This is a genomic window from Legionella steigerwaltii (genome assembly GCF_001468065.1).
Classification (GTDB): Bacteria; Pseudomonadota; Gammaproteobacteria; order Legionellales; family Legionellaceae; genus Legionella; species Legionella steigerwaltii.
This window is the reverse complement of record NZ_LNYZ01000010.1, coordinates 178,142-202,352: the sequence shown is the minus strand read 5'-3', so window position 1 is coordinate 202,352 and position 24,211 is coordinate 178,142. Positions and strand designations below refer to the sequence as shown.

The window sequence follows — 24,211 nt, the reverse complement described above, 5'->3', positions numbered from 1 at the left end:
TCATCTCAACAAATTGATTTAGTCAAAAGCGCGTAGAATATCACATAAAATCAATAACTTTTAGACGCCAGGGTAATAATATCAAGCATTGTATATTGCATACCACAACAAGTCTTGATAGTCCAAAAACAAAAGAAATAATGGAAGAGGCTGAAAAAAATAACTTTCCCATCCTAATCAAAATAGGAGAAGGGTTTAAAATGTATCGACGTGATATACATGGTACATGGGACTTCGCTGATTTTGATGGGAAAATACCAGGTATAGATCTTAATAAGCAGTTCCTTGCAGAAGATGGGAGCCGCACGACTATAAATCTTCCAAATGCACCTGCGATGGTATCTTATTTAAAAGAACAACATTTTTTACCTATCCCATCAGCACGATCTAACGGCTGTTATGAATATGGTAAAGCTCAACACATTACTTCAATAAAAGGGACAGGCAGCGTTCCAGAACGAGACCAAGAAGCACTAGCTGATTGGAAATCTGTATATCAAGCAATCAGGAAGGCCTCAGAAACTGATCATCAGCAGCTGTCGGTTGCAAGAGATTTCACATTAACACGATTGATAGCACATTCATATTCTGATCCCAAAACAGTGCCTCCAAAAGGGGTCCAAGAGTTTGTTTCCCAAAAATTTGCCAAAATGAGTGCTGAGGAGATCGCTAAAACATTGAGTGAAAGCAAAATAAGTGGTCTAGTGATAGTACAAATGCTTAAGGATATGGAGAATAAAGATGAGATAATTAATTTAATAATAAAAGAAAAAATTTCTCAGTTGGAAGGTGAATTAACTATTAAGGAGCGTTATGAAATAGAATCCTCTTTTAAAGGAATAGAAAAGTATCTTCCTAAAGAATTTACCAAGATGACTATTGAGACGCTTGCTACCGCACTTAGTGAAAGCAAAATGAGTGGCCAAGAGATAGTGCAGCTACTTAGGGAAGATGAGCAGAAAGATCAGATAATTAGTCTAATAATAGAGAAAAAACTTTCTAAACTGAAAGATGAATTTGATCCTGAAGTGCGCGCTCAATTAGAATCTTCTTTAAAGGAACTTTATAGAACGAAGATTCAGTGGGGCATTGAGCAACTTAGAACTCCAAAAAAAGAAATTAAGGAACTGAGTAATACAAAAAATGCACTTTGTGACTCAATTTCTATGGCAATGGCCGAGCCTGACTTAACGCTGGAAGATTGCCAAAATTTAGACAAAGTAGTACATCATGCGAATATTGCTATGGATTTCAATAATTGCAAGCAATCTGATTCCATTTATGAACTTGCAGAACTTTCCGACCAACTCGTTGGGCAAAAGTCTGAGAGATTGAATGACGTGGCTATAACCTGCGGCGTGCTGGCTGTATTCGCTGCTATGGTAGCGATTGCCCTTGCTCCCACTGGCATTGGCTTGATTGTTGGTCTGGCTGTAGCAGGAGCATTGGCGGCAGCTGCCATAGGAACTTGGATAGGATCAAAAGCCACCGAATCCGACGTATCCAAAAAAACTCGCGATTTCAAGGATGCGCTTGAAGGAATGAGAGAGCAACCGGAAGTGGATAAAGAGCCACAGATGAATCAAAGTTTTCAGTAAAATAAAAAATGTTACTGAATTTAATGTAAATTCCATTCATTTTATCCAGTAAGTTGGGTCAAGGCCTGACCTCTGCTCTGGCGGTAATATTTTTTCCTAGAAGAATTCAGCGCAATATTATAAGATGTTTTTACGTGTAGTAGCTAAACTCCTTGGACAAAAATGATTTCAATGTTTGCAATTCCCAATTGTGATACGGTGAAAAAAGCGCGTACTTTCTTAGAAAACAATAACATTGATTATGAGTTTATTGATTTCAAAAAATTCCCGCCAACAAAAGTACAAGTACAGGAATGGAGTGAGTACTTAGGTGAACTTCCCATCAACAAAAAAGGAACGACGTACCGAAAATATAAAGACCAATATGAATCATTGAGTATGGCGGAAAAAATTGATTTTATTATCGCAAATCCATCACTCATCAAGAGACCGATTTTGTTGCAAAATGGCAAAACAATCGCAGTAGGTTTTAACGAAGAACATTATAAAGAACTCATGACAAACTTTTGAGCGTAAATTGAATGAGATTTGCCGTTGTAGCCTGGGTGCAGCGTAGCGGAACCCGGGGTATAAGAGTTTGATTTTATATCCGAAACCCAGGTTACGGCTTTGCCTTCGACCAGGCTACGACTACAACTTTTTAGCTATATTGGTTCTTGCCTGGTTTGAAATTAAAAAAGTTTTTTGTAATTTACAAAGCTGGTAATGAGTTGTTACTTCGTGTACGCTCGCTGAAACGATAAAAAATTACACTTATTTGCGTGCCACATTTTTTGCGATTTTGAATGGATGAATTTCTTATTACGAAGGATCGTTTGTGACAATTAGATATTTGCTTTCTATTATTTGTGGTTTACTCTCGTCAACAGCGATGGCAAATCAAAGTCCTTGGGTCACCTCTATTGGCGCTGGCGCAAGCAGTTTCACAAAAAGTAATAATCAAACCATTATCATCAGTGATTTTATTACTGATTCTCTGGTTAACTCCCACCAGAGAACTCAGGCAGCATATACATTCGCCTTTCAAAGAATAGTGCCTCTGAACAACCAGCTGATTAAAAAAATGCTTATTGGACCGGCTGTTTATTATCAACAAGCCCGATTCAGTGGTGATGTTTATGAACTCGATGATCCTAAGTTTTTTAATTACACGTACAGAGAAACTGGTAGTCTCTTCAATATATTACTCCAAGGAGATTTTTATTTGCTATCTCCAGTTGAGCGAATCTCACCTTTTATCACTTTAGGTTTGGGATTAAACATCAGCCAAGTAACCTATGAGGATCACGCGCTTCCTGGTATCACTCCGGTAAGCAGTTTGATGCTCCAGCCTAAAATCAACGACCGATTTTCAGGAGCAGTAGGTGCTGGAATCGCAGCACATCTAAATAATCAATTTGATGTATTTGCTCGTTATCTCTATACCCAGAGTGGCACGGCACATTCATCATTATCAGATAATGATAATTTATTAGAACCGATTAAGCTTTCACTCAATAACCAAGCATTTTATGTTGGGTTAAGCTTCAATTCTTGAAATGAGCCACTATGAAAAAAATAACCCTGTTTCTTTTTACCTTAATGATGGTTGGTATCACTAAACCTATTTATTGTGCTACTCCCTTGGTGGAGTTAATTAGCGCTCCTGCGTCTTCACAACAGGTTTTGCCACAGCAGGAACTCATCTTATATTACACACTACGCAATAATACGAATGTTAATTTACCTTTAGGCATTAAGTTTTCGAGCCCATCAGCATCTCTGGATACCAACTTAGGCAGCTGTGGCCAATTCATCAATGCAAACAGCACTTGTACATTTGCAGTTGTCTATCAAGCACCAAATCTATCTAAAACAATCCCACTGACTGTTAAGATCAATTATCAAGGTCGGGCTCCTATAGTGAGTACAGTCAATATCAATATTAATAATACTCTTGCGTGTACTCTTTTGAAACAAGCGAGTTGGCAAACCTCTTTTTGTCAAACTCAATATCAACATGCCCTAACATTCACACCCAATGTATTTAATACTGCGAATCAAAATGTAGTCCAAGAACAAACATTGGGAGGTATGTTCGGGATCTATAAAAAAACGAACTCTGGAGAGCAGATTTGTTTTATTAGCTGTGGCCTTCGTGCTTTAAACGATATACCTCCCGATGAAAATACGCTATTTGAGCTCGCATCAGTAACTAAAACGTTTACTGCTGCAAGCCTGGGTACTTTAGTCTATAAAAATCAAATTAATCCACTTTCACCAATTAAACCGGATCTTCCCTCCATAAGTTGGCTAGGTAGGAGTTTTAACTTAACACCTAATGAATCACCTGTTAGTTATCAAGAACTTGCTACCTTTTCAGGTGGAGTTTGTTTTTCAGATGCACCAAGCGTCGATCAAAACAGTGGTGATCAGACTTTAAATCAATCCAACTTCGTTAAAGATATAAATGCGCTGGACACTGCTCTTCCTACCTGTATTGGCAATGGTACGAAGGAAGTAGATCTAGTATATGGAGACCATCATTTTTTACCCACTCATAATTTTTACTCGAACAGCAGCGTTGGATTGATCACTCAGGCATTAATGAAGCGTGATGGATTTCCCAATGTTTTAGAGGGTGATTTTAATGGTTGGGTTTGTAACAATGTTACCAGTATTCTGAACATGCCTTTAACGAGCAGTTGTCTTCCAGACGAAGCTCATAATGGAACTTGCCCTGTGATCACTCCTGCAGGTGCAACCCCATGTAATATGAGTCAATGGCAAAGCGCTCAATATGCATCAGGTTACCACATTGATATAAGCACTAATGCCTATCAGTTAGGTAATCCCTTCCCATATGTACCATGGGCAGGTGCAGGATGTATTCGCAGCAATGCGAGCGACATGATTAACTTTGTTCGTGCCAATTTGAATATAAGCACCAATAATGATCCCAAACAATTAGCACTTCTTCAGGGCATGCAAATTGCTCACGCAGCAAACGATTACCTCCCAGTACCCATAGGGAAAACAGTTCTACCTAATATTGGCAGCCAATTTCCATTAGTAGGTGGGCAAGGCTATGCCTGGGTTTGTCAAATAATCAATGGAGAAACTGTTTGCGGAAAAATTGGTGGTCATACAAACTTCCGTAGTTTTCTTGGTTTTACCATGCAACAGCAATATGGGATTATTATTTTATTTAATACTGGGTCATTAAGCACTGATGGAAGCTTAAGACGTCATATTGCAGCGCCTCCTTCAATTGCAACAATAGGAGAAAATATGATTTTAAATGCAAACAGTCCCTAGCTTTGGAAGTACAATGATTACTCGATAATAATCCTTCTGTCATGGGAGGCATCATGAACAACTTTGAAGCTTTCTTGTAGCATTTGGCATGTTTTGATGAATTCATCAAATGAGGGGCGTGTCTCAGGATCGCGCCGGGTGGCATTTGTAATCAGATCTTTAATTTTTTGACCCTGTTCCGTTTTAAATATAGGAAGATCAAAGTTAAGCTCAGCAGTCTCTTTTCTTTCCAAACTTTTTTTATCATTATTCAATGCTATTATCCAACTTCTGGGTGACTCAGCGAGATCTAACTTTTTCCCAACCATTAAATCGTAGAGCATTAATCCTATTTGATACATCATAAATTCTTTTGCATTTATAGGCCTATCTATTCTTTTTCCCTCAACGATTTTATCGAAGTCATGAGGATCGTACGAACCCGTTGTCATAACGTTGCTTGCTCTGACCTCACCATTTTGAGCTACAAAAACTACGGATTTAAGATCTGCGGTAATTACTTTGCAATTTTCGCGTAATAAAAAATTTTCAGATTTAATATCCATATAGGCCATGCCTATTTGATACAAACAAGAAGCAAAAGTTGCTACTTGTTCTGAAAAATTTAAAGCATACTTAGAAACTTCTTCGTCACTATAACTTTTCTTACCCTTATGGAGAAAACTAAAAAGATCTCCATTGGAACAAAATTCAGAAACAGCGATATTTAAGCATCCTATATCCTGACCAATGGGGCAATATAAAATATCTTGAGCGAGATATTTATGAATAGGTTTGCTTTGATTAACTTGTGCAACTGCTGAAAAATAGGTACTGTCCGCTTGTTCGACACGTACGACATAAAGTTTTTCCCCTGTTTCAGGATCTTCAATTAACCAATTTTTGTTATTAGATCCACCCAAGTAAAATAATTTTAACAATTTATTTTTTACTTCAATTTGAAATAGTATCGGTTCAGGCTTCTCTCCTGAACGTGGTTTCTTATCCAACTGCGCTACAAACTCTTCTTTTTTAATTTGATTTTCCATGGCCATTACTATTGCAAGCGATTTTTGAGAAAGAAAAACTCGATTTGTTTCGGCAAGCAATATTCTATTAGTCTCACTATTTAAATGGCTTAACTCACTATTTACGGCATTCAGTAGATACATAAATCTGGTTTTCATTCTGACTTTATGATCGAGGGTCTTATCATTTAACACATTGATGACTTTCTCTCGTAACTTCAACAAACTAGCACTCAATGTTTCTTTTGATAAAGCATCCTCTTGATAACTTTTTCGCTCAGCATCAATTTTTCCAATGAGTTCATCCATATCTTGATATTGTACCGATCGTTTTTCTTTAAGATGAGGTTTGGTCATTCTTTTCCATTCTTCTAGGCTTACTAACGCGCGTTCAGTTGGAAGCGTTATTATTTGATTTCTCAGATTCCAAGCTTCTGAGTCAAGATGCCCTTGGAGATACCACCTCATAAAATAATTAAATTTTCCTTCAAATGAAAGGTCTGTATTATTAGGGTCCTGTTTAATTTCATTCAGAAATTGAGCCAATAAATTGTCGGCTAATCCATTAATTCGTTGCAATAATTCCATATTTTCAGAAACAATATCCAAGATCTGATTTTTTATTTTTGCATCCAATTGATTTAAATCTAAAGGATTAGTAAGTCCAGATAAGCCATTTACAATACCCGTTTTAATTACTCCAGATGCCCCAACAGTAGTATATTGAAGCGCATTATTGGGTAATAACTTAAGATAGACTGTATTCTTCTTCAGTTCCTGTTGAATGCCTTCCTTCAAAGCTAATTTATATAACTGCTTATTTTGTTCGCATTGATTATTGTATTGCTCAATAAGCTCATTAAGATGTCTAATCTCAGAAATGTTCTGAGGGTTTGGAACAGGCTTTAATGGCATAATGTGTCTCAATAGAGTCTATAATAGTTAAGTATGATATATTTTTTACTATACGCAACTATTTTGCACAAGTTGATTAAAGTTCAAATATTTAGATTTGAATTTTATCAATTGGTAAATAATAAAGACAGAGGTGCTTATCATGATTATTGTGACGTCTATCACAAGCTGGAATGATTTAATTGTTGATCAAGGTATGGATTTAACTACTATCCAAGATGAGCAGATTGGAAAATTAGAGGGATGGTGTAGAAAACATATAAAAAGTGATTTTGAAGCATCAAATTTAAAATCTATAGAAGCACTTGTCATGGACTATCTGGCTTTGAATTCACAGAGCTCTTTATCTGCAGTTGTAGATACGGACTTAGGTTATAATGTCATACAAAAGGCAGCAAAATTGGGGTTTGATCGTTTTATTGAAAACGGCCTAAAGACTCTTAATGAGGCCAAGGCGATAAAACTGATAAACCAACAAACAAAATATAAAACAACAGCACTGCATTTAGCTGCTTTGGGCGGATTTTTCCCCTTAATAGAGGTTTTACTGGAGCATGGTGCAGATCCCAATATAATCAGCTCTACTGGGAAAGCGCCTATTCACCTCGCTTCATATATTAATGTGAGCAATTCAAAAGAAAAGCAAAAAATACAAAAAAAATGCATTCGACTTTTATTATTAAAAACCAATCAACAAACAGCTGAAGCATGTGACGATATGGGTATTTCCTTGTTACTAAGTGTTATCCCATTTGATGACGAAAAATTATTTGAGAAAATTTTACTTAAATGTCCAAATTTAATCCACACTAAAGACTTGCATGAACAAAATGCTTTGCATCATGCCATTATGAATCAAAGCGTTCATATCGTTCGCTATCTGCTGACCCACTATAGTCATAGTGAGTTAATTACAGAAAGAACAGATAACTACTCAACAGCATTGCATTTGGCTTTTCGCTATGGGACTCCCCAAATTATTGAGCTGCTGTTTGCCAATCACCAGTGTCTGGACAAGCGATTTTTAAATTCGTTAGATGAACATCAGAAAATCGCAGTTTCTTACTTAGATAAGCAGAGTAGCAATAACGTCGAATCAATTGAGACATTTATGAAAAAGAGAGGAATCGATAAGAATATTATTTCTCAAACAAGCAGCAATAATGTACTATTCAAGCCCCAATTTTTTTAAGCTTCATGTACAAGTAGCAATTTAATATAAAAAACAGATCCACCTGGTGGACCTCATACTCATTGGCATAAACATAAACCGTTATACCACACCCATCCTCATTTTCCAGATATTCATCATCGACACAACACTAAATGAATGTTCAATTAATTGTTGAAAATATTAGCTTTTTTTCCCAGTTCGACTATATCTTAAAAAAGGGAATACTGTAGTGTTATTAACAATAAGGAGAGAATGTCATGCCCAGTTTTTTAGTAAATTATGGAGGACCAGCACCGCAATTTAGTTCAAATAGCCATTCTTTTTCAGAGACATTGAAAGCCTGTGAAAAATTCTATCAGAGCCAGGCAAAATCTACGGCATTTACGGTACATGGTCTTGATGTAACTTATTATCAAGTAGGGATTCATCGGATGGTAAAAGTAGATTTACCTGATCAAGTTCTCGAAGAGATGAAATCTAACGATTCAGCCACTAGGAAAAAGGCGATTGAAACAAAAAAATTATTTGATAAAGCGAAATCGCAAGCAAGCGATTTCAACACGAAAGATTATAAGCTATTAGGGAACAATTGTGTCTCAGCTGTAGCCAATGTGCTCAATACAATTGACCCCAGTATATTAGGCGGGGTCCATAAGATCGTACCTCAAGTGCTTGATGGCAATGTGGATGAGGCGCTCAAATTAGATGCTGAGGTAGACAGTATTTTAAGGGGAACAACGTTACCTCAACAGCAAGGCAAACAACATAAAGATTATACCCATGCGCACGTAGCTTCTGAAATATGGGCGCAGGTTATGACCCCTGTGTCCCAACAGCACCAAAAGGATCTAAAACAGCAATTACAAAAATCAAAGCAAGAGAGCATCGAACTTACTCCAGAGGATGATACGACAAAAAAATCTGCGATGAGGTGATGAACAATTTCAAATTACAGGCATTAAGCATATCCTGGGTTGCGCTGCACCCCATAGTTGTCATGTTAAGAAAATTTGACTAAATGCCCCTCACCCTAACCCTCTCCCCAAAGGGGCGAGGGGATAAAAACAAACAAAATCAACAAAAAAATCCCCTCTCCCGCTTGCGGGAGAGGGCTAGGGTGAGGGGGCATTAAAGAGGCTTTCTCCTTATCTTAACGGCTTTGGCTGCATCCAGGTTGCAATCACGATTCACTTAACAAATTCTTTAATCCAGCTAAATGGGATTGAGCCAAGTTTTTTGACTGTTCTTGGGAGCGTTCGACATTTTTACCAAACCATTCCAAATGTTCAGAGGGTAGTTCATCCAAGAATCTGCTTGGCAAACAGTCTTGCAACTCTCCTGCCCGACGTCTTTGTTTGGCTAAGGTAAAGCATAATCCTTTTTGTGCGCGTGTAATTCCTACATAGGCCAAACGTCGTTCTTCTTCAATTTGATCTTCATCGATGCTGACTCTATGTGGCAATAACTCTTCTTCCATACCAACCAGATAAACATAAGGAAATTCTAGCCCTTTTGATGTATGTAAGGTCATCAGTTGTAAGGTCTCATTATCATGTTCATCTGCTTGTTCTAGAATGTCGATCAAGATTAATTTGTTGATGATCTCAGCTAAAGTTTGTTCCGGATTTTTAGTTAATAAACGCCCTACCCACTCCAACAATTCCCAGACATTATCCATCTTTTTCTGTGCTTTTGCGGGAGTATCACATTGTTCGTAAATATAGGCTTCATAACCACTGTCTTCGACCATTTGTTTTAAAAGCTCAATAATCGATCCATTCGTTAATCGTTTTTTTATTTCTTCTATCCATGATTTGAAGACAAGCAGTGCGGCACGAGGTTTTTCTGCAATATGCTCACTGAGTGCAAGGTGATCTGCCGCAGCGTAAAGACTAACACCTCGGCTTTGTGCATAATGCCCTAAGGCATCAAGACTGGACTCGCCTATACCACGTTTGGGTGTGTTAATCACTCTTAAAAACGCTGCATCATCGGCCTCATTGCAGAGTAATTTCAAGTAGGCGAACACATCTTTGACTTCTGCTTTGGCAAACCACGACTGACCACCACTGATGTTGTACGCGATGCCGTAATGACGGAGCACTTTTTCAAATACGCGAGACTGATGATTGCCGCGATATAAAATGGCGTAATCGCCATATTGGGTTCTAGCACGTAGTTTATGGCTAATTAAGTCTGCAACTACTTGCTCTGCTTCATCGTTTTCATCCTTACAACGGATAACGCGTAACAGTTCGCCGTGGCCAAACTCGCTCCATAATTTTTTTTCAAACAGATGCTGATTGTTGGCAATGAGGTGATTGGCGCTATTTAAAATAATGTTCGTTGAACGATAATTTTGCTCTAACTTAATTATTTTCAATTGTGGATAATCCTGTTGTAATTGTTTCAAATTTTCAGGTTTAGCACCCCGCCAGGCATAAATTGATTGGTCGTCATCACCCACCACAGTAAAACGTGCTTGGATTCCAGTTAATTTTTTTACCAATAGATATTGGCTGGTGTTGGAGTCCTGGTATTCATCTACCAATAAGTGACGTATTTTGTTTTGCCAATACTCGGATACTGAAGGATGATCACTTAAGAGACTAACGGGAAGACGAATTAAGTCGTCAAAATCAACAGCATTGTATGCTTTTAGCGCTTGCTGGTAACGTGGGTATAATAGAGCAGCCTCCTCATAATAAGGAGCATCGGAAGGGTTTTTAACGACTTGCTCTGGTGCTAGAAAGTCATTTTTCCAACGCGAAATTCGTTGTTGAATTTGGAGAATAAATTCACGCTCAGTTGCTTTATTTGTAGGTAAAAAGCCCCGTAAGATTTGCAAACAGTCTTCACTGTCAAAAATAGAAAAGCCTTTTTTCAGATCGCATAAAGCCAGATCACGTTTAATCATGCTTAAGCCTAAAGTATGGAAGGTTGCTACTTTTAAACCGCGGCGATTAGCTGCTGGCAGAACGGCGGCAACGCGAGCACGCATTTCATTGGCTGCTTTGTTAGTAAAGGTTACTGCACATACTGTATTGGCGGCATAGCCGCATGTGTTAATTAAGTAGCCTATTTTTTGCGTTATTACTCGTGTTTTACCGCTTCCAGCTCCAGCAAGGACTAATAAAGGTCCGTCAATATAACGTACTGCTGCCATTTGTTGGCTATTCAACATCTTAAAGGTTTCTCACTCAAAAAAAGAGCGATTATTGCTTGCTTGGGTAATGTGAATCAACTACTAATTAATGGAACGTTCGACATCAAACTCTTCTTCAGTATCAATTTCAATGAATTCAGGTTTGGTTTCTGGTTCATTCGATTCTTCAATACCAAAAACGACTTTATCAATGGTTTTAAATAAGGGTGCAAGTATGTTTTTATCTATCATGATTGAGTCCTTTAATTTTTCTTGAGGGGGTTTTAAAAGCATAGCCCAAGATAATTTTTTCTCCAGGAAAATTACAAAAAAATTATGTTATACTTGCACGCCCACGAGATTCTCTGTGGTTTGCCGTAATTTTATTTGAGTCTGTTATGAAAGAATCCGATACCCTACAACGCTTTATTTTTGAACATGCCAATATTCGTGGCGAAATTGTCCATGTTGAACATACCTATCAAACGATTATGAGCCAACGGGACTATCCTCCTATGGTTAAAAATTTGTTGGGAGAGGCTATCGTTTCATGTCTGCTTTTGGCATCCAGTATTAAATTTCAAGGCAGTTTAAATTTACAATTTCAGGGTGATAAGCGGCTTCCTTTATTATTGGTGCAATGTGACCACGAGTTCAATGTACGAGCTTTTGCTCAATATATTGAAGACTTGGAAACGAAAGAATACGCTTCCGCTTTTCTGGAAGGGCAGATGGTAATTACCATTAATCAATACAATCAAACCAGCTCCTATCAAAGTATGGTTCCTATTCAATCAACATCCATGGGTGAAAACCTTATGAGTTATTTTGCTCAATCGGAGCAAGTATCGACGCAAGTTTGGTTGGCTGTAAATGAGAATGCAGCTGCTGGGATGTTACTGCAGTTAATGCCGGGCCAGGATACGACACAAAGAGAACAATTTTGGGAATACGCGGTCCACTTAGGCCAAACAGTCAGAGAGGATGAGTTACTCACTTTAGATAATGAAACATTACTTCATCGTCTTTACCATGAGACAGAACTAAGGATATTTGATAGCCGAAAAACGCAGTTCAAGTGTCGCTGTAGCTTGGAAAAAATGAAACAAGTACTGGTTGTTTTAGGTGAGGAAGATGCCAAAGAATTATTAAAAGAACAAGGCGAAGTAGCGATTCGCTGTGATTTTTGCAATAAGAAATATACCTTTGATCCAATTGATGTAACGATGTTATTCCATAAGGGATAGATAATGTTGTAGCCTGGGTGAAGGCGTAGCCGTAACCCGGGATTCCGGATAAAAATCTTGCCCCATAACCCGGGTTTCGCTGCGCTGCACCCAGGCTACACTAATCGTTTATTGTAATGTAAATTTTATAGAAGATAAAATTCCTTGATCCGATTGAATAAGGTCTATACATTCCCCCCGCATGGCTTGTAATACGTGTTGCAATGTAAGGAATTGCTCGCTAAGTTGAATATACAGATCGGCAGTATGCTTTCCTTCGAGTTCACTAATAGTTAGGTAAGCTGCTTGCCCCATTCCAGAGAAATATTCAAGGCTGACATGGCGTCTCTTGGCAATTCCAGGAAATAGCCCACAAAAAAGCAAGCTTTTATCGCCTACATCGCGTAACAATTCCATTTGTAACGTTCTTGGTCTATGCATGGATTCAAGAAAATCAAGTGCAACAACCGATTCAATAAGCTTAGGCCCTTGAGTGTAACGCATTAATAAAAACACTAAATAACTTTCAGTATTCTCAGTTAATATCAACTGAGTTGCGGCTTGCGCCTCATTAACCAATGCATGCCATTGGCTGATGTCAGTGGGATGTAAAATTAGTTGTTTCATAATTACTCCCTATTCTTAACCCCTCACTATTATTTTAGCAGTTAAAAAATAATTGGTAGATTAAAGAGTGGTTATTTGCGACTCGTAGCCTGGGTGCAGCGAAGCGGAACCCGGGATCAATTACACTATTCCATCCCTGGGTTCCGCTTCGCTGCACCCAGGCTACGAGTCGCACGTCACAGATCGTAACTTCAGTTTGCTGCTAAAATACAATAAGCAGATAGGTTTTAGCTGCTTATTGGTGTATAATGTCAAATCTATGTACAAATACTCTGCTTTTTCCTTCAAAGGTTATTTATGATTGATCAGATTCGCAATATCGCCATTATCGCCCACGTTGACCATGGTAAAACCACGTTAGTAGATAAATTACTGCAACAAACAGGTACTTTAAATGAGAGAGCACCTAAAGTTGAGCGCGTGATGGATTCCAATGCTTTAGAAAAGGAGCGAGGCATTACTATTCTCGCCAAAAATACTTGTGTGTATTGGAAAAATCACCAAATTAATATTGTTGATACCCCAGGACATGCCGATTTTGGTGGAGAAGTAGAGCGTATCTTATCGATGGTTGATAGTGTATTGTTGTTGGTGGACGCAGTTGATGGGCCAATGCCGCAAACACGTTTCGTGACCCAAAAAGCTTTTGCGCGTGGCTTAAATCCAATTGTGGTGATTAATAAAATTGATCGCCCAGGAGCACGGCCTCATTGGGTAATGGACCAAGTTTTTGATCTCTTTGATAATTTGGGTGCAACAGATGCTCAATTGGATTTCCCTGTTGTTTATACTTCAGCATTAAATGGTTACGCTAAGTTAAATTTGGAAGATGAAGCGACCGATATGAGTGCTTTATTACAAACTATTATCGATAAGGTTGAGGCACCTAAAGTGGATGCGAATGGTCCTTTCCAAATGCAAATCAGTTCCTTGGATTATTCATCTTATGTAGGGACTATTGGAATAGGTCGAATCACTCGTGGACAAATTAAAGCGAAATCTGCAGTGAAGATTATTGATAAAGATGGCAATATTCGCTCTGGCCGATTACTGCAATTATTAGGTTTTAAAGGGCTTGAACGTGTTGAAATTGAAGAGGCCAGTGCAGGCAATATTATTGCAATTACCGGGATTGAAGGCATCAAAATTTCCGATACGATTTGTGACCCCAATATGGTTGAAGGATTGCCTGTTCTTTCGGTTGATGAGCCTACAATTAGTATGACTTTCCAAGTGAATGATTCACCTTTTGCCGGTCAGGAAGGAAAATTTGTCACTTCGCGAAAAATTCGCGAACGTTTGGAAACGGAATTATTACATAATGTGGCGTTACGTGTTGAAGATTGTGATGATCCAGACAAGTTTCGAGTTTCTGGTCGTGGTGAACTCCATTTATCTATTCTTATTGAAACGATGCGTCGTGAAGGTTATGAATTAGCGATTAGTAAACCTGAAGTGATTATTCGTGAAGTGGATGGTGAACAACAAGAACCTTATGAGCATCTGACTGTCGATGTGGAAGAAAATCATCAAGGCTCCATTATGGAAAAATTGGGTGAGCGCCGTGGTGAATTACAAAATATGGTTCCAGATGGCAAAGGACGTGTGCGTCTTGACTACATGATTCCTACCCGTGGTCTTATCGGTTTTCATAACGAATTTTTGTCCTCTACTTCCGGTACAGGTTTAATGTATCATGTTTATGATCATTATGGTCCAGCAATTAAAGGACGAATAGGCAAACGAGCCAATGGCGTGCTGATTGCTAATTGTCAAGGAATGGCGCGTGCTTTTGCTTTATTTAACTTGCAGGAGCGAGGTAGATTATTTGTTGAACCGCAAACTGTGTGTTATGAAGGGATGATTGTTGGAATTCATGCTCGCGATAATGATTTAGTTGTGAATGTGACTAAGGAAAAACAATTAACGAATATCCGTGCTTCAGGTTCTGACGAGAACATCATATTAACACCTGCAGTCAAGTTAACTTTAGAGCAGGCATTGGAATTTATTGATGATGATGAGTTAGTTGAAGTAACTCCTAATTCAATCCGATTAAGAAAAAAATCATTGAAAGAACATGACAGAAAAAAAGCATCAAGGACAGCAAACATTGAAGAATAAAGTTCAATTCAAACGGATCATCCTGTATGCACGCCAGCACAGGGCGAACCAAGGCGTGAATGAAAGTTTGTACCGTTTGGTTGATTTTTTGAAAAAACAAAACGTTCAAATCTACCAAGATATTGACACGGCTACGGGATTTGATGTGAAAGTCCCCGTATTGGCCAGAGAAGATATGGGTGAAAAAAACGATTTGATGATTGTTATTGGCGGCGATGGAAGTTTGCTTTCGGCGGCACGCATGGCGATTAAAGTCGACACCCCAGTAATTGGTATTAACCGAGGCCGTTTAGGATTCCTCACCGATATTTTGCCTCATGAATTAGAAACACAATTGAGTGCTGTTTTAGTTGGCCATTATGAGGAAGAAAAACGCTTTCTTCTCCACACCCGAATACATGATGAAGAGAATACTTATTTTGAGGGTGATGCGCTTAATGATGTAGTTTTAGGTCGTGGAAAGGAAACACATCTTGTTGAATTCTCGGTATACATTAATCAACAATTGGTAAGCCATTATCGTTCTGATGGGATGATTCTATCAACGCCCACCGGATCTACGGCCTATGCTTTATCTGCCGGTGGTCCAATCATGCATCCACATTTGAATGCGATTGTCCTTGTGCCTATGTTTTCTCATAGCTTAAGTTCACGTCCATTGGTTATTGATGGAGAAGCTAAGATTGAACTGCATATCAGTCAATTTAACGAATCTGATTTGCGGGTGAGTTGTGATGGTCATGAGTCGAGAATGGTCAAACCCGGACAAAAAGTCGTCATTCAAAAAAATAGTCATCAATTACGTCTGTTGCATCCTCTTGATTATCATTATTATGATACATTACGATCAAAACTTGGTTGGGAATCCAAACATCAAGGATAGGACAGAACATGCTCACCACTTTGTGCATTGAACAGTTTGCGATTGTGCGACACCTGGAGTTAGATTTTACTCAAGGAATGACCGCTTTCACGGGTGAAACCGGTGCAGGTAAGTCGATTATGATCGATGCGTTGATGTTAGCTTTAGGGGATAGAGCAGATGCTTCAGTAATCCGACCCGGTCAAGAGAAATGTGATATCACGGCTGGATTTTTTGTGGGACAAGGCTCTGAACCTGCACAATGGCTGATGGAACATGATATTCCCTGTGATGATGGTGAAATTTATTTACGGCGCGTGATTTATGCTGAAGGTCGCTCCAAATCCTATATTAACGGCCAACCTTTTCCCTTACAAAAAGTGAAAGAGTTAAGTGAAAAGCTGGTTCATATTCACGGACAACATCAGCATCAAACATTGATGCATCATACAACTCATCGACAACAGCTGGATCAATATGGGAAGAACCAGCAATTACTTGATGAGGTGACTCGACTTTACAAACAATGTCAGAAAATTCAGCAAGAAATTGATGTGTTGCAAGGTCAGGAGCAACAAGCAGATAGGATTGCATTATTGCAATTCCAAATTGAAGAGTTATCCGCATTGAACTTGCATGAAAATGAAATTGAAACGTTGTATCAAGAGCATCAAATGCTGCACCATGCAAAAGAGTATTTGCAAAAAAGCCAGCAAATACATGGATTATTAAATTCCGAAGATGAGCCTAACCTTTGTACCAGCTTAAATCAGATTTTGCACTTACTCAGTCAATTGCCATCAGAACAAACACCGATTAAAAATACGATTGAGTTAATTAATGGCGCCTTGATTCAATGTGAAGAAGCAATTGACGAAATGCAACAATTTGCCGATCGCGTCCATCTGGATCCAGAGCGTTTGCAAGACATAGAAACACGTATGAGTGCAATACATCAGCTCGCGCGTAAATATCATATTGATAGCAGTCAACTCCATGAACATGCTCATAACCTGCAAAAAGAGTTAGATACCCTGCAGGACAGCGAAAGCAGATTGGCTCAATTAAAAATAGAACAGCGTCAATTGGTTGCAACCTATGAAGCGGCTGCCCTTAAATTACGGAAAGAGCGGCAGGTTCAGGCCATAAAATTGGCCAAAGAAATCACCAGCAGCATTCAACAGCTTGGTATGCCAAAAGGGCGGGTTGAAATCGAGATCACGCCTCTAGAAAAAATGCAAGCACATGGAATGGATAGAGTGGAGTATAAAGTATGCACGAATCCGGGGATGGAGCTTGATTTGCTTAGCAAAGTCGCTTCAGGTGGTGAGCTTTCACGAATTAGCTTGTCCATTCAAATGATTACTGCGCAACAGGGAGCAACACCTACTTTATTGTTCGATGAAGTAGATGTGGGCATTGGTGGGGCTACAGCAGCCCTTGTTGGTCAAATGCTGCGTAAATTAGGTGAGCGGTTACAAGTATTTTGTGTGACTCATCAACCACAGGTTGCTGCCGCGGCTCATAATCATTTTATGGTAGAAAAGCGCAGCGATAATAAAGAAACATTTACCAATATCTGCTTGCTGCGATCTGCTGAAAAAGTCGATGAAATTGCACGTATGCTGGGAGGGTTGACCATAACCGAACAAACACGATCTCATGCGAAAGAATTATTACTACAGAGTAATTAATCGTCAAAAAATTGGGTCTATTGTATTGTAGTGCATGTAGCCTGGGTGCAGCGCAGCGAAACCCGGGTTTTCCGGACTCAATGAGTTTTCCCCGGGTTACGGCTTACGCCTGCACCCAGGCTACAATTATCATTATTTCTTTAATGCTTCATCCAGTGAAATAAAATGATAACCATGCTCTTCAAACATATGCAGTACATCATCTAAAAAATAACTATTGAGTAAATTGGCATGTATCAGGAGGACTTGTTTTCCAGGAGTTTGCTTCTCGGCGGTTAAGGTGCGTTGCCAAACATACTCAAGATAGCGTTTTTTAAGCTCAGTTAACGATGCAGTTGGATTTTGTTTTTTTAATTGTTTTAACTCTGCATCAAATTCAAAGTCTCTACTATCAACAGTGACTGGGGCAACAATATAGTGATTTTCATTGAGATAGTGACGAACAACACTTTTTCGCCACAACTTCCCTTCAGAAAGGTAGGGATAGCGAAAATATTTGGGGTTTGACATAAAAGGCGTAAGAATCACATCTGCTTTAATCAGATCATCAATGTATTTTTCACATGAAGTATGTTTTAAATTCAGATGGGAATAAGTATGATTCCCTAACTCCAATCCATTTTGTTGAAATAGTTTAAATTGTTTTATGGTGTTCTCGTTGACGCGGTTGCCAATGATAAAACCTATTGCAGGAACTTTATGTTTCACGAGGCTATGGACAATACGTTCAATGGCATTGTAGGGGGCGTCAACAATTGGCAGGTCATCAATTGTAATAGCAATATCTCGTTGTTGTGCACAGCAAATGCCAATAAATAAAAAAAATAAAGCAATACTGTAATGTAGGTTTTTTTTCAAAAGACCTCTCCCAAAAACTCTATTGGCAAAAATTCATATATTATAACCACATTGCATAACAATTTTATGCAACGCGTACCATGATCTCAAAAAATCAATTTCAACGCATTTTTTTATGCTTTAAAAAATAAAGCAATGGTTTAGGGGAGGGGTATGTGAATTTTACATAAAATTATATTTGCTTTAGGCCACTAATAATTGAATGTTTCCCCATCAGTAAGTTCTGGAGTGTCGCTTGGTTGCGCTGACTCCAGTGTACTTTGTTTTGTTGCTCCCAGGGATTTTTGACGGGTTTCTGCCATTCTAAATTTCTCACTTATCTGTCTTCTCTCATTTGTATTAACAGTTTGTTCTTCCCTTAGATTCGCAATTCTCGTTTTTTTCATACCTACATCTAAAAGAGTATCGCTAAGCTCCTTTCGGTGTGCTACAGCAGTTTCTTGCAGAGGTTTTTCCGCTCCTAAGTTATACGCCCACAGAGCAAATTGTTTAAAGGGATTTGCTTGTCCATGGTAGTCTTCTATTGCCCACTGTTCGAGACGGCTTAAAGGTTTTAGGGTTAGACGTTTAGTTATTGCGAGTTTGCTTGCATCAATTGTTCTCTCTAATTCAGAACTAATACTCGTTGCCTCTGTAGATAGTGCAGCAAGTTGTTTTGAATAATATGAAACGGAGCAATTTGCTTCATTTACCGAAACAACATGATGTTTTGCTTTAACAGAAGCCATTAAATCTACAAAATCTTTGGAATCTTTATCATTTTCATCTGATTTCCCTTCAACCTCTAGTTTCATTAGGTCAGATTTAGCTTGCTCTGAAGGGGCAGATTTATATTTTTTTGTGTAAACCTAGCTTGTATTAACATATTCTCTAATTTTTTATAGGAGTCATCTAATTGTACCCAGGCTTTTACCTGTTTCGCTTCAAGCTCTTTTATGGATTTCTCAGAGGCTCGTATCTCAAGTTGTATCCCAGGTGTTAACTTCTCTCGTGCTTGTTCCTCAAGTTTTAATTTCTTAGAAGATAATGCTTGTATCTCAGGTGTTAATTTCTCACAATATAATGTTTGTAATAATATATAGTCTATTTGACGTTTTATTAAGTCAGGATCGGTGTAGGATTTTCCAGGTACAGACTTCGAGTTGAATTTTCCGGGTACATACTCTGATCCCGTTGCAAGTTCGTGGAACTCTTCTTTGGCGTCAAAAACTTTCTTCTCTATTTGTTGTAGAGTAGTTTGTAAACGAGCAATTTCTTGTTGCTTTTCTGCAATGTAATCATTTAATTTTTCAAACATATTGCTTATAAAATAATAACTATGTATAAATAATTATAATACAAAAATTATTAACATTTTATGACGTCTATATTCTATGCAATAAACTGAATTACCAATGGTAATGTAACTCCATCCCTACTTGTTGGTAGTTAGGGATGGGACATCAGATTATTATTTATCGACAAAGAAACCATTAAAGCGCATGAACGCGTTCTGGTAATTCCTCAATAAAATCTTGTGTCGCTGTGTTCACGCCTTCTTGCAGAGCAGCAAATAATCGATGTTGATTATAAACAGAGTTCTTTTTTGCTGTCGCCAGTATGCTATTTAATGAAGAACCATTTTGGCGAACTTCTGTTTTTAAGTTCTCAAGCTCTGTTTTTTTCTGTCTGGCGAGTTCATCACCAAACCAAACAGTCTCTAAATGTTTACTTTCGTATTTTTCAATCAGAGAAACGGTATGTTCCACCTTCCATTCTGGTGATGGACGCTCCACATCTTTGGCTAATACTACATCGACTTCTTCTTGTATACCGAGTTGTTTATTCCATGCTTGTGTGAGGGTAAGTGCCTTAGGTTGTTGGATTTGGGTATCACCAGCGACTGGACGATTCATTTTACTTGCCAAACAATCCCAACCGGCTGCGAGAAAATATAAAGGTGATGCGAGAACTTTAAGAAGAAGCGTTGGGATGTCAGCATTTTGATGGTCTTCTTCAGAACCAAGACGTTCTTCCAACACGGTTTTTTCTTTTTGACTCGGCCCAACAAAATAGTGGGCATCTTCAAACCCCTCACAGATAATTGCCACGAGTGCAGCCAAAATTTGCGGCACACCAGGCATGCGATCTGAAGTAAGTGCAACACTTACTAAATGACCAAGAAACAACAGAATGCGTAGTGGTGTAATCGTTAATTTTAAGAGGATACGGAATGGGTTAAGCATCTGCAGCCAATTCTCAGTATCCCATACATGGGCGAGCACATCGGCGACTGCTTGGTAGGTGCGTTGAAATATATTGGCCTTGGCATTTGTATCCGGGGCCGTGGCCTCATAGACCATTTCCAGGGATTCTAAAGAGTTTTGTACATTAAAGAATATAGCGGATAATCCAGTAATGATGGGATTAATAACGCCCATAACAAAACTGGGCATTTTTTTCATCCATTCAAATAAAGGACGGGCACTGGTTGCTACAGTCCACCAGGTACCTGCAGTACATACCGTAAGCGCAATGGCTAAGCTCACTAATAGAACCGCCATGGTGGTCATAAACACATTACGAAACGTTAGGCCTTGATTCCAATCATTACGCAGTCGAGTATACCATTTGTTGAGGGTATCATTGTTAATGAGGTCGGTGACTGTATTATAAATCAACATTCCATAAGCAGCTCCAGCAACTACGGCCATAGGAACAATGAAAATTGGCCAAAAAGCAAAGGGGATCGCTGCCATCAAAGGAATAACGCTAAAGGCTTCAACAATGAGGTAGGTGCTACCAAGCCCCATAAAGGTTGCGGCGAGAAGGCTAAAGCCTTTAACCAATTTAAATGTGGATTGGCGTTTTTCTAAACGTGCTTGCCATGTATTTTGATCATGGTCTTTAAGCCATTCACTTAATTTTTCTGCGTAATCGGATTGTTTTTTCTTTTCTTTGCTTGCAAATAATTGCAAGGCGAACCATTTTTCCATGTCCGCAAGTGTTTTTTCGATTTGTTTTTTGCGTTTTCTGCTCTCTTTATTGAGTGGTTTGTGGTTAAACTCACCCAATAGTTTGAGTTGGGTGTCATAATCTTTGAAAAATTGAGGACAATTTTTAGATTGGATCGCTTCGGAAAAATGTTCTAGCAAATACTCTTTAGCCAAGTGATTTTCTAAGTAATTCTTTTTAAATAATTTTTTAAAAGCACCTTTGATATTTTGTAAATAAATTTCGCCTTCATAGGCTACGGAAAGACCAAAAGTAGCAAATGCTAGAGATATGGCAGGATATAATGCATACATCCCTCCAAAGCTTAAAAAGCCAAGAATTAAACTAGCGCCTACCGTAAGAGACCCTAAAGCAACGTAACTAGGAATTTTTTTGAACTTTTTTTTATTTGCTGCCATTTATTTGCTCAATTAATGGATCGGGTTTCAAACTGTATCTCAAATGAAAATGATTATCAATAGCGATAAGATTAAAAATGAATCATCTGGTTATTTTTTTATTGAAGAAAACTTAAATTAAACAGTAGATCCAACTGCAGAATTTCGGTAAAGTGAGTTTTTACAATGGAATTACCTTTAGAATTTAATTTAACAGTAGGAGTAGAAATGCGTTTGAATCAATGGATGGCCTATATCGCGGCGGGCTCAGTGCTTGCTAGTACTCATGTTTTGGCAGCAAGTGCTCCTGTTCATGAACAGTTGCAAGTTTCTCAATGTCTTGCGGCAAAAATTGCTACTCCTTATGAGATTTTGGCAGAGAACAAAGAATTTAAGATTATTGATATTTCTGCGGCTGATGTAGAGGCGCTAAGCCACCTGGCAGATCAAGCAAATTGTGGTCGTTTTGTAAACGTGAGTCACCATATCATCGGTTCTGTACCGCAAGCAAAAAAACAATCTGCACTAAGAATTCTCCAGAAAAAGACCATTAAAGCAGCGCAACCACAAAGCATTATTTATGAGATCAAACATCAGGATGAAGTCAATGCAGCATTACAGAGTGTAGTTCCAGCGAATATTTGGAATACATTGACGCAACTTACTTCATTTCATAACCGTTCAGCGACCAAAGATACAGGAGTAGACGCGGCCAAATGGTTGAAAAAAACCTTTGATAGCATGGTCGAAGCCAGTGGTCGTACCGATACAACATCATTTTTCGTGAAAACAGGCAGTTATTATAAACAGCCATCATTAGTAACAGTCATTGGTAAAGACATCAATGCGCCTGCTGTCGTAATTGGTGCGCATATGGATACGCTTGATGGTCGTATGCCAGGTGCAGGGGATGATGGAAGTGGCTCTTCATCCGTTATGGAAATGGCGCGAATTTTGTTATCTTCGAAAACAACCTTTAAACGTCCTATTTATATTATTTGGTATGCTGCCGAAGAACGTGGTTTAGTTGGTTCTCAATATGTAGTTGAGCATTTTATGGACAACTCAATTCCAGTAAAAGCGGCAATTCAGTTTGATATGACAGGCTATCGTGTGAATCCTAAAGATCCAACAATGTGGGTATTTACCGATTATACCGACAATAGTCTCAGTAATTTTGTAGCAGAATTAATAAGTACTTATGTTCAGGTTCCTGTTGATTACTCAGAATGCGGCTACGGTTGCAGTGACCATGCCTCTTGGGATGAGGTGGGAATTCCAGCGGCATTCCCATGTGAGTCCAATTTTGAAGACCACAATCCGTACATTCATAGTTCTCAAGATACTATGGACCGATTAAGTCTTGAACATATGACTAATTTCTCGAAGTTGGCTTTGGCTTTTGCTATTGAAATGGCTTCAGAGTAATCTATATGTTTATAAATTAATCTGCAACCTTATCTGTGTCTCTGGAAGACCTGTACGTCCCGCGGCTTGCCTGCGGGATCCAGGAACGCTTCTTAAACACTAGACCCAGCGAACAAGTCGTGGGAAGTGTTCGAGATCCAGGCGAATTCATAGAGGTGATTGTTTTTCTTTAATCAATGTGAGATGTAATGATGAATCGAGCAGTAAATAAAGTAGGGCTATTCCTGGGTATATTCTTAAGCAGTATTACTTTCACAGCAAGTGCCGGGAAGCTTCTTCCACCTTGGTACTTATTAAACAATCTGTTAAGTGCTACCTTAAATGCTGATCCTTGCGTGCAGGTAAATGATTTAACAGGTGATGGACTTGAAATGGAAATCAAAGTTACTGTATGTAATGCGGATAAAGCGCATGCATTAGCTTCGTTCATCAACCGCGTTTATGAATATGGGGATAAATTGGCAGTTACCGTAAAGGTTTATTCCTCGGATTCTGTACCTGTCGAAGCAAGTGCGCCCAGTACTCCAGATGAAGCTGCAGAGCTTCTTAATCATGCCCTCAAAGGAAACAAATATTTTGTGAGAGCAGGAGTTGCTGCAAGACATCTAGGTGATGCTGCATTTGCGCTATTTAAGCCCATGATTGTGCAGTATTATTCTGACGATATTAGTGATTGGTATCTCAATACGAATGAAGTAGCAGCCAAAGCGTTCGGGACAGTGTTTAATTTAGACCCTTATCTTGAGGGTGCTATTAGAGTGTACGCAAGTACTGAAATGGCCAAGGAAAATAAAAAGAATTAAGCATCTTGTAGCCTGGGTGAAGCGAAGCGGAACCCGGGTATAAACAATCAAGTCTGATAAACCCGGGTTCGGCTTCGCTTCA

Annotated in this window: 20 protein-coding genes; 12 read left to right on the top strand and 8 right to left on the bottom strand. The window is 38.7% G+C overall.

Annotated features, from left to right (window positions below; genetic code table 11):
• Positions 1-95: 95 nt before the first annotated feature.
• The 4 genes from Lstg_RS07530 to Lstg_RS07515 all read left to right on the top strand — a co-directional run bounded on the left by Lstg_RS07530 (position 96) and on the right by Lstg_RS07515 (position 4,895).
• Positions 96-1,598: a hypothetical protein gene (locus tag Lstg_RS07530; RefSeq protein ID WP_133129204.1), complete on the top strand. Its 1,503-nt coding sequence runs from the start codon at positions 96-98 to the stop codon at positions 1,596-1,598.
• Positions 1,599-1,760: 162 nt separating this feature from the next.
• The gene (locus Lstg_RS07525; protein ID WP_058477043.1) at positions 1,761-2,108 is read left to right on the top strand and encodes an arsenate reductase family protein; all 348 of its coding nucleotides are present in this window, start codon (positions 1,761-1,763) and stop codon (positions 2,106-2,108) included.
• A 307-nt stretch (positions 2,109-2,415) separates the two neighbouring features.
• A complete protein-coding gene (locus Lstg_RS07520; RefSeq protein WP_058477042.1) occupies positions 2,416-3,135 on the top strand; it encodes an outer membrane protein in 720 nt (239 codons plus the stop codon).
• Between the two features lie 11 nt (positions 3,136-3,146).
• Entirely contained in the window at positions 3,147-4,895 is a 1,749-nt protein-coding gene (locus Lstg_RS07515; protein ID WP_058477041.1) for a serine hydrolase, read from the top strand.
• 17 nt (positions 4,896-4,912) lie between these two features.
• On the opposite strand, the gene Lstg_RS07510 is transcribed toward Lstg_RS07515, so the two are convergent.
• On the bottom strand, positions 4,913-6,817 hold the full coding sequence (locus Lstg_RS07510) for a protein kinase domain-containing protein (protein ID WP_058477040.1): 1,905 nt from the start codon (positions 6,815-6,817) through the stop codon (positions 4,913-4,915).
• 142 nt (positions 6,818-6,959) lie between these two features.
• Here Lstg_RS07510 and Lstg_RS07505 point away from each other — a divergent pair, with 142 nt between their 5' ends.
• Together Lstg_RS07505 and Lstg_RS07500 are read left to right on the top strand one after the other, a co-directional pair.
• Positions 6,960-8,009: an ankyrin repeat domain-containing protein gene (locus Lstg_RS07505; RefSeq protein ID WP_058477039.1), complete on the top strand. Its 1,050-nt coding sequence runs from the start codon at positions 6,960-6,962 to the stop codon at positions 8,007-8,009.
• Positions 8,010-8,248: 239 nt separating this feature from the next.
• On the top strand, positions 8,249-8,926 hold the full coding sequence (locus Lstg_RS07500) for a DUF778 domain-containing protein (protein ID WP_058477038.1): 678 nt from the start codon (positions 8,249-8,251) through the stop codon (positions 8,924-8,926).
• A gap of 245 nt (positions 8,927-9,171) precedes the next feature.
• Here Lstg_RS07500 and Lstg_RS07495 read toward each other — a convergent pair whose 3' ends face one another.
• Positions 9,172-11,175: a UvrD-helicase domain-containing protein gene (locus Lstg_RS07495; RefSeq protein WP_058477037.1), complete on the bottom strand. Its 2,004-nt coding sequence runs from the start codon at positions 11,173-11,175 to the stop codon at positions 9,172-9,174.
• Between the two features lie 63 nt (positions 11,176-11,238).
• Positions 11,239-11,388, bottom strand: a complete 150-nt coding sequence (locus tag Lstg_RS17870; RefSeq protein WP_165481745.1) for a hypothetical protein — start codon at positions 11,386-11,388, stop codon at positions 11,239-11,241.
• A gap of 146 nt (positions 11,389-11,534) precedes the next feature.
• Between Lstg_RS17870 and hslO the strand changes: the two genes are divergently transcribed.
• Positions 11,535-12,383 carry an Hsp33 family molecular chaperone HslO gene (gene hslO / locus Lstg_RS07485; RefSeq protein WP_058477035.1) on the top strand — a complete coding sequence of 283 codons (849 nt, stop codon included), beginning with the start codon at positions 11,535-11,537 and terminating at the stop codon, positions 12,381-12,383.
• Between the two features lie 108 nt (positions 12,384-12,491).
• Here hslO and Lstg_RS07480 read toward each other — a convergent pair whose 3' ends face one another.
• Entirely contained in the window at positions 12,492-12,989 is a 498-nt protein-coding gene (locus Lstg_RS07480; RefSeq protein WP_058477034.1) for a hypothetical protein, read from the bottom strand.
• A gap of 297 nt (positions 12,990-13,286) precedes the next feature.
• On the opposite strand from Lstg_RS07480, the gene typA reads away from it, so the two are divergent.
• Genes typA through recN form a run of 3 tightly spaced genes read left to right on the top strand, consistent with a single transcriptional unit; the run spans position 13,287 to position 17,669 of the window.
• On the top strand, positions 13,287-15,113 hold the full coding sequence (gene typA / locus Lstg_RS07475; RefSeq protein ID WP_058477033.1) for a translational GTPase TypA: 1,827 nt from the start codon (positions 13,287-13,289) through the stop codon (positions 15,111-15,113).
• Positions 15,070-15,996: an NAD(+) kinase gene (locus Lstg_RS07470; RefSeq protein ID WP_058477032.1), complete on the top strand. Its 927-nt coding sequence runs from the start codon at positions 15,070-15,072 to the stop codon at positions 15,994-15,996. The genes typA and Lstg_RS07470 overlap by 44 nt, the downstream gene beginning before the upstream one ends.
• An 8-nt stretch (positions 15,997-16,004) precedes the next feature.
• A complete protein-coding gene (recN, locus tag Lstg_RS07465; protein ID WP_058477031.1) occupies positions 16,005-17,669 on the top strand; it encodes a DNA repair protein RecN in 1,665 nt (554 codons plus the stop codon).
• Positions 17,670-17,801: 132 nt separating this feature from the next.
• On the opposite strand, the gene Lstg_RS07460 is transcribed toward recN, so the two are convergent.
• From Lstg_RS07460 to Lstg_RS07445, 4 genes are all read right to left on the bottom strand, one after another.
• Positions 17,802-18,527: a polysaccharide deacetylase family protein gene (locus Lstg_RS07460; protein ID WP_058477030.1), complete on the bottom strand. Its 726-nt coding sequence runs from the start codon at positions 18,525-18,527 to the stop codon at positions 17,802-17,804.
• A 191-nt stretch (positions 18,528-18,718) separates the two neighbouring features.
• Positions 18,719-19,321 carry a hypothetical protein gene (locus Lstg_RS07455; protein WP_058477029.1) on the bottom strand — a complete coding sequence of 201 codons (603 nt, stop codon included), beginning with the start codon at positions 19,319-19,321 and terminating at the stop codon, positions 18,719-18,721.
• The gene (locus Lstg_RS07450; protein WP_058477028.1) at positions 19,321-19,824 is read right to left on the bottom strand and encodes a hypothetical protein; all 504 of its coding nucleotides are present in this window, start codon (positions 19,822-19,824) and stop codon (positions 19,321-19,323) included. The genes Lstg_RS07455 and Lstg_RS07450 overlap by 1 nt, the downstream gene beginning before the upstream one ends.
• A gap of 175 nt (positions 19,825-19,999) precedes the next feature.
• Positions 20,000-21,919 carry a hypothetical protein gene (locus Lstg_RS07445; RefSeq protein WP_058477027.1) on the bottom strand — a complete coding sequence of 640 codons (1,920 nt, stop codon included), beginning with the start codon at positions 21,917-21,919 and terminating at the stop codon, positions 20,000-20,002.
• 207 nt (positions 21,920-22,126) lie between these two features.
• Between Lstg_RS07445 and lapA the strand changes: the two genes are divergently transcribed.
• A complete protein-coding gene (gene lapA / locus Lstg_RS07440) occupies positions 22,127-23,326 on the top strand; it encodes an aminopeptidase LapA (protein ID WP_058477056.1) in 1,200 nt (399 codons plus the stop codon).
• Positions 23,327-23,514: 188 nt separating this feature from the next.
• The gene (locus Lstg_RS07435) at positions 23,515-24,129 is read left to right on the top strand and encodes a hypothetical protein (protein ID WP_058477026.1); all 615 of its coding nucleotides are present in this window, start codon (positions 23,515-23,517) and stop codon (positions 24,127-24,129) included.
• The last annotated feature ends 82 nt before the right edge of the window (positions 24,130-24,211 follow it).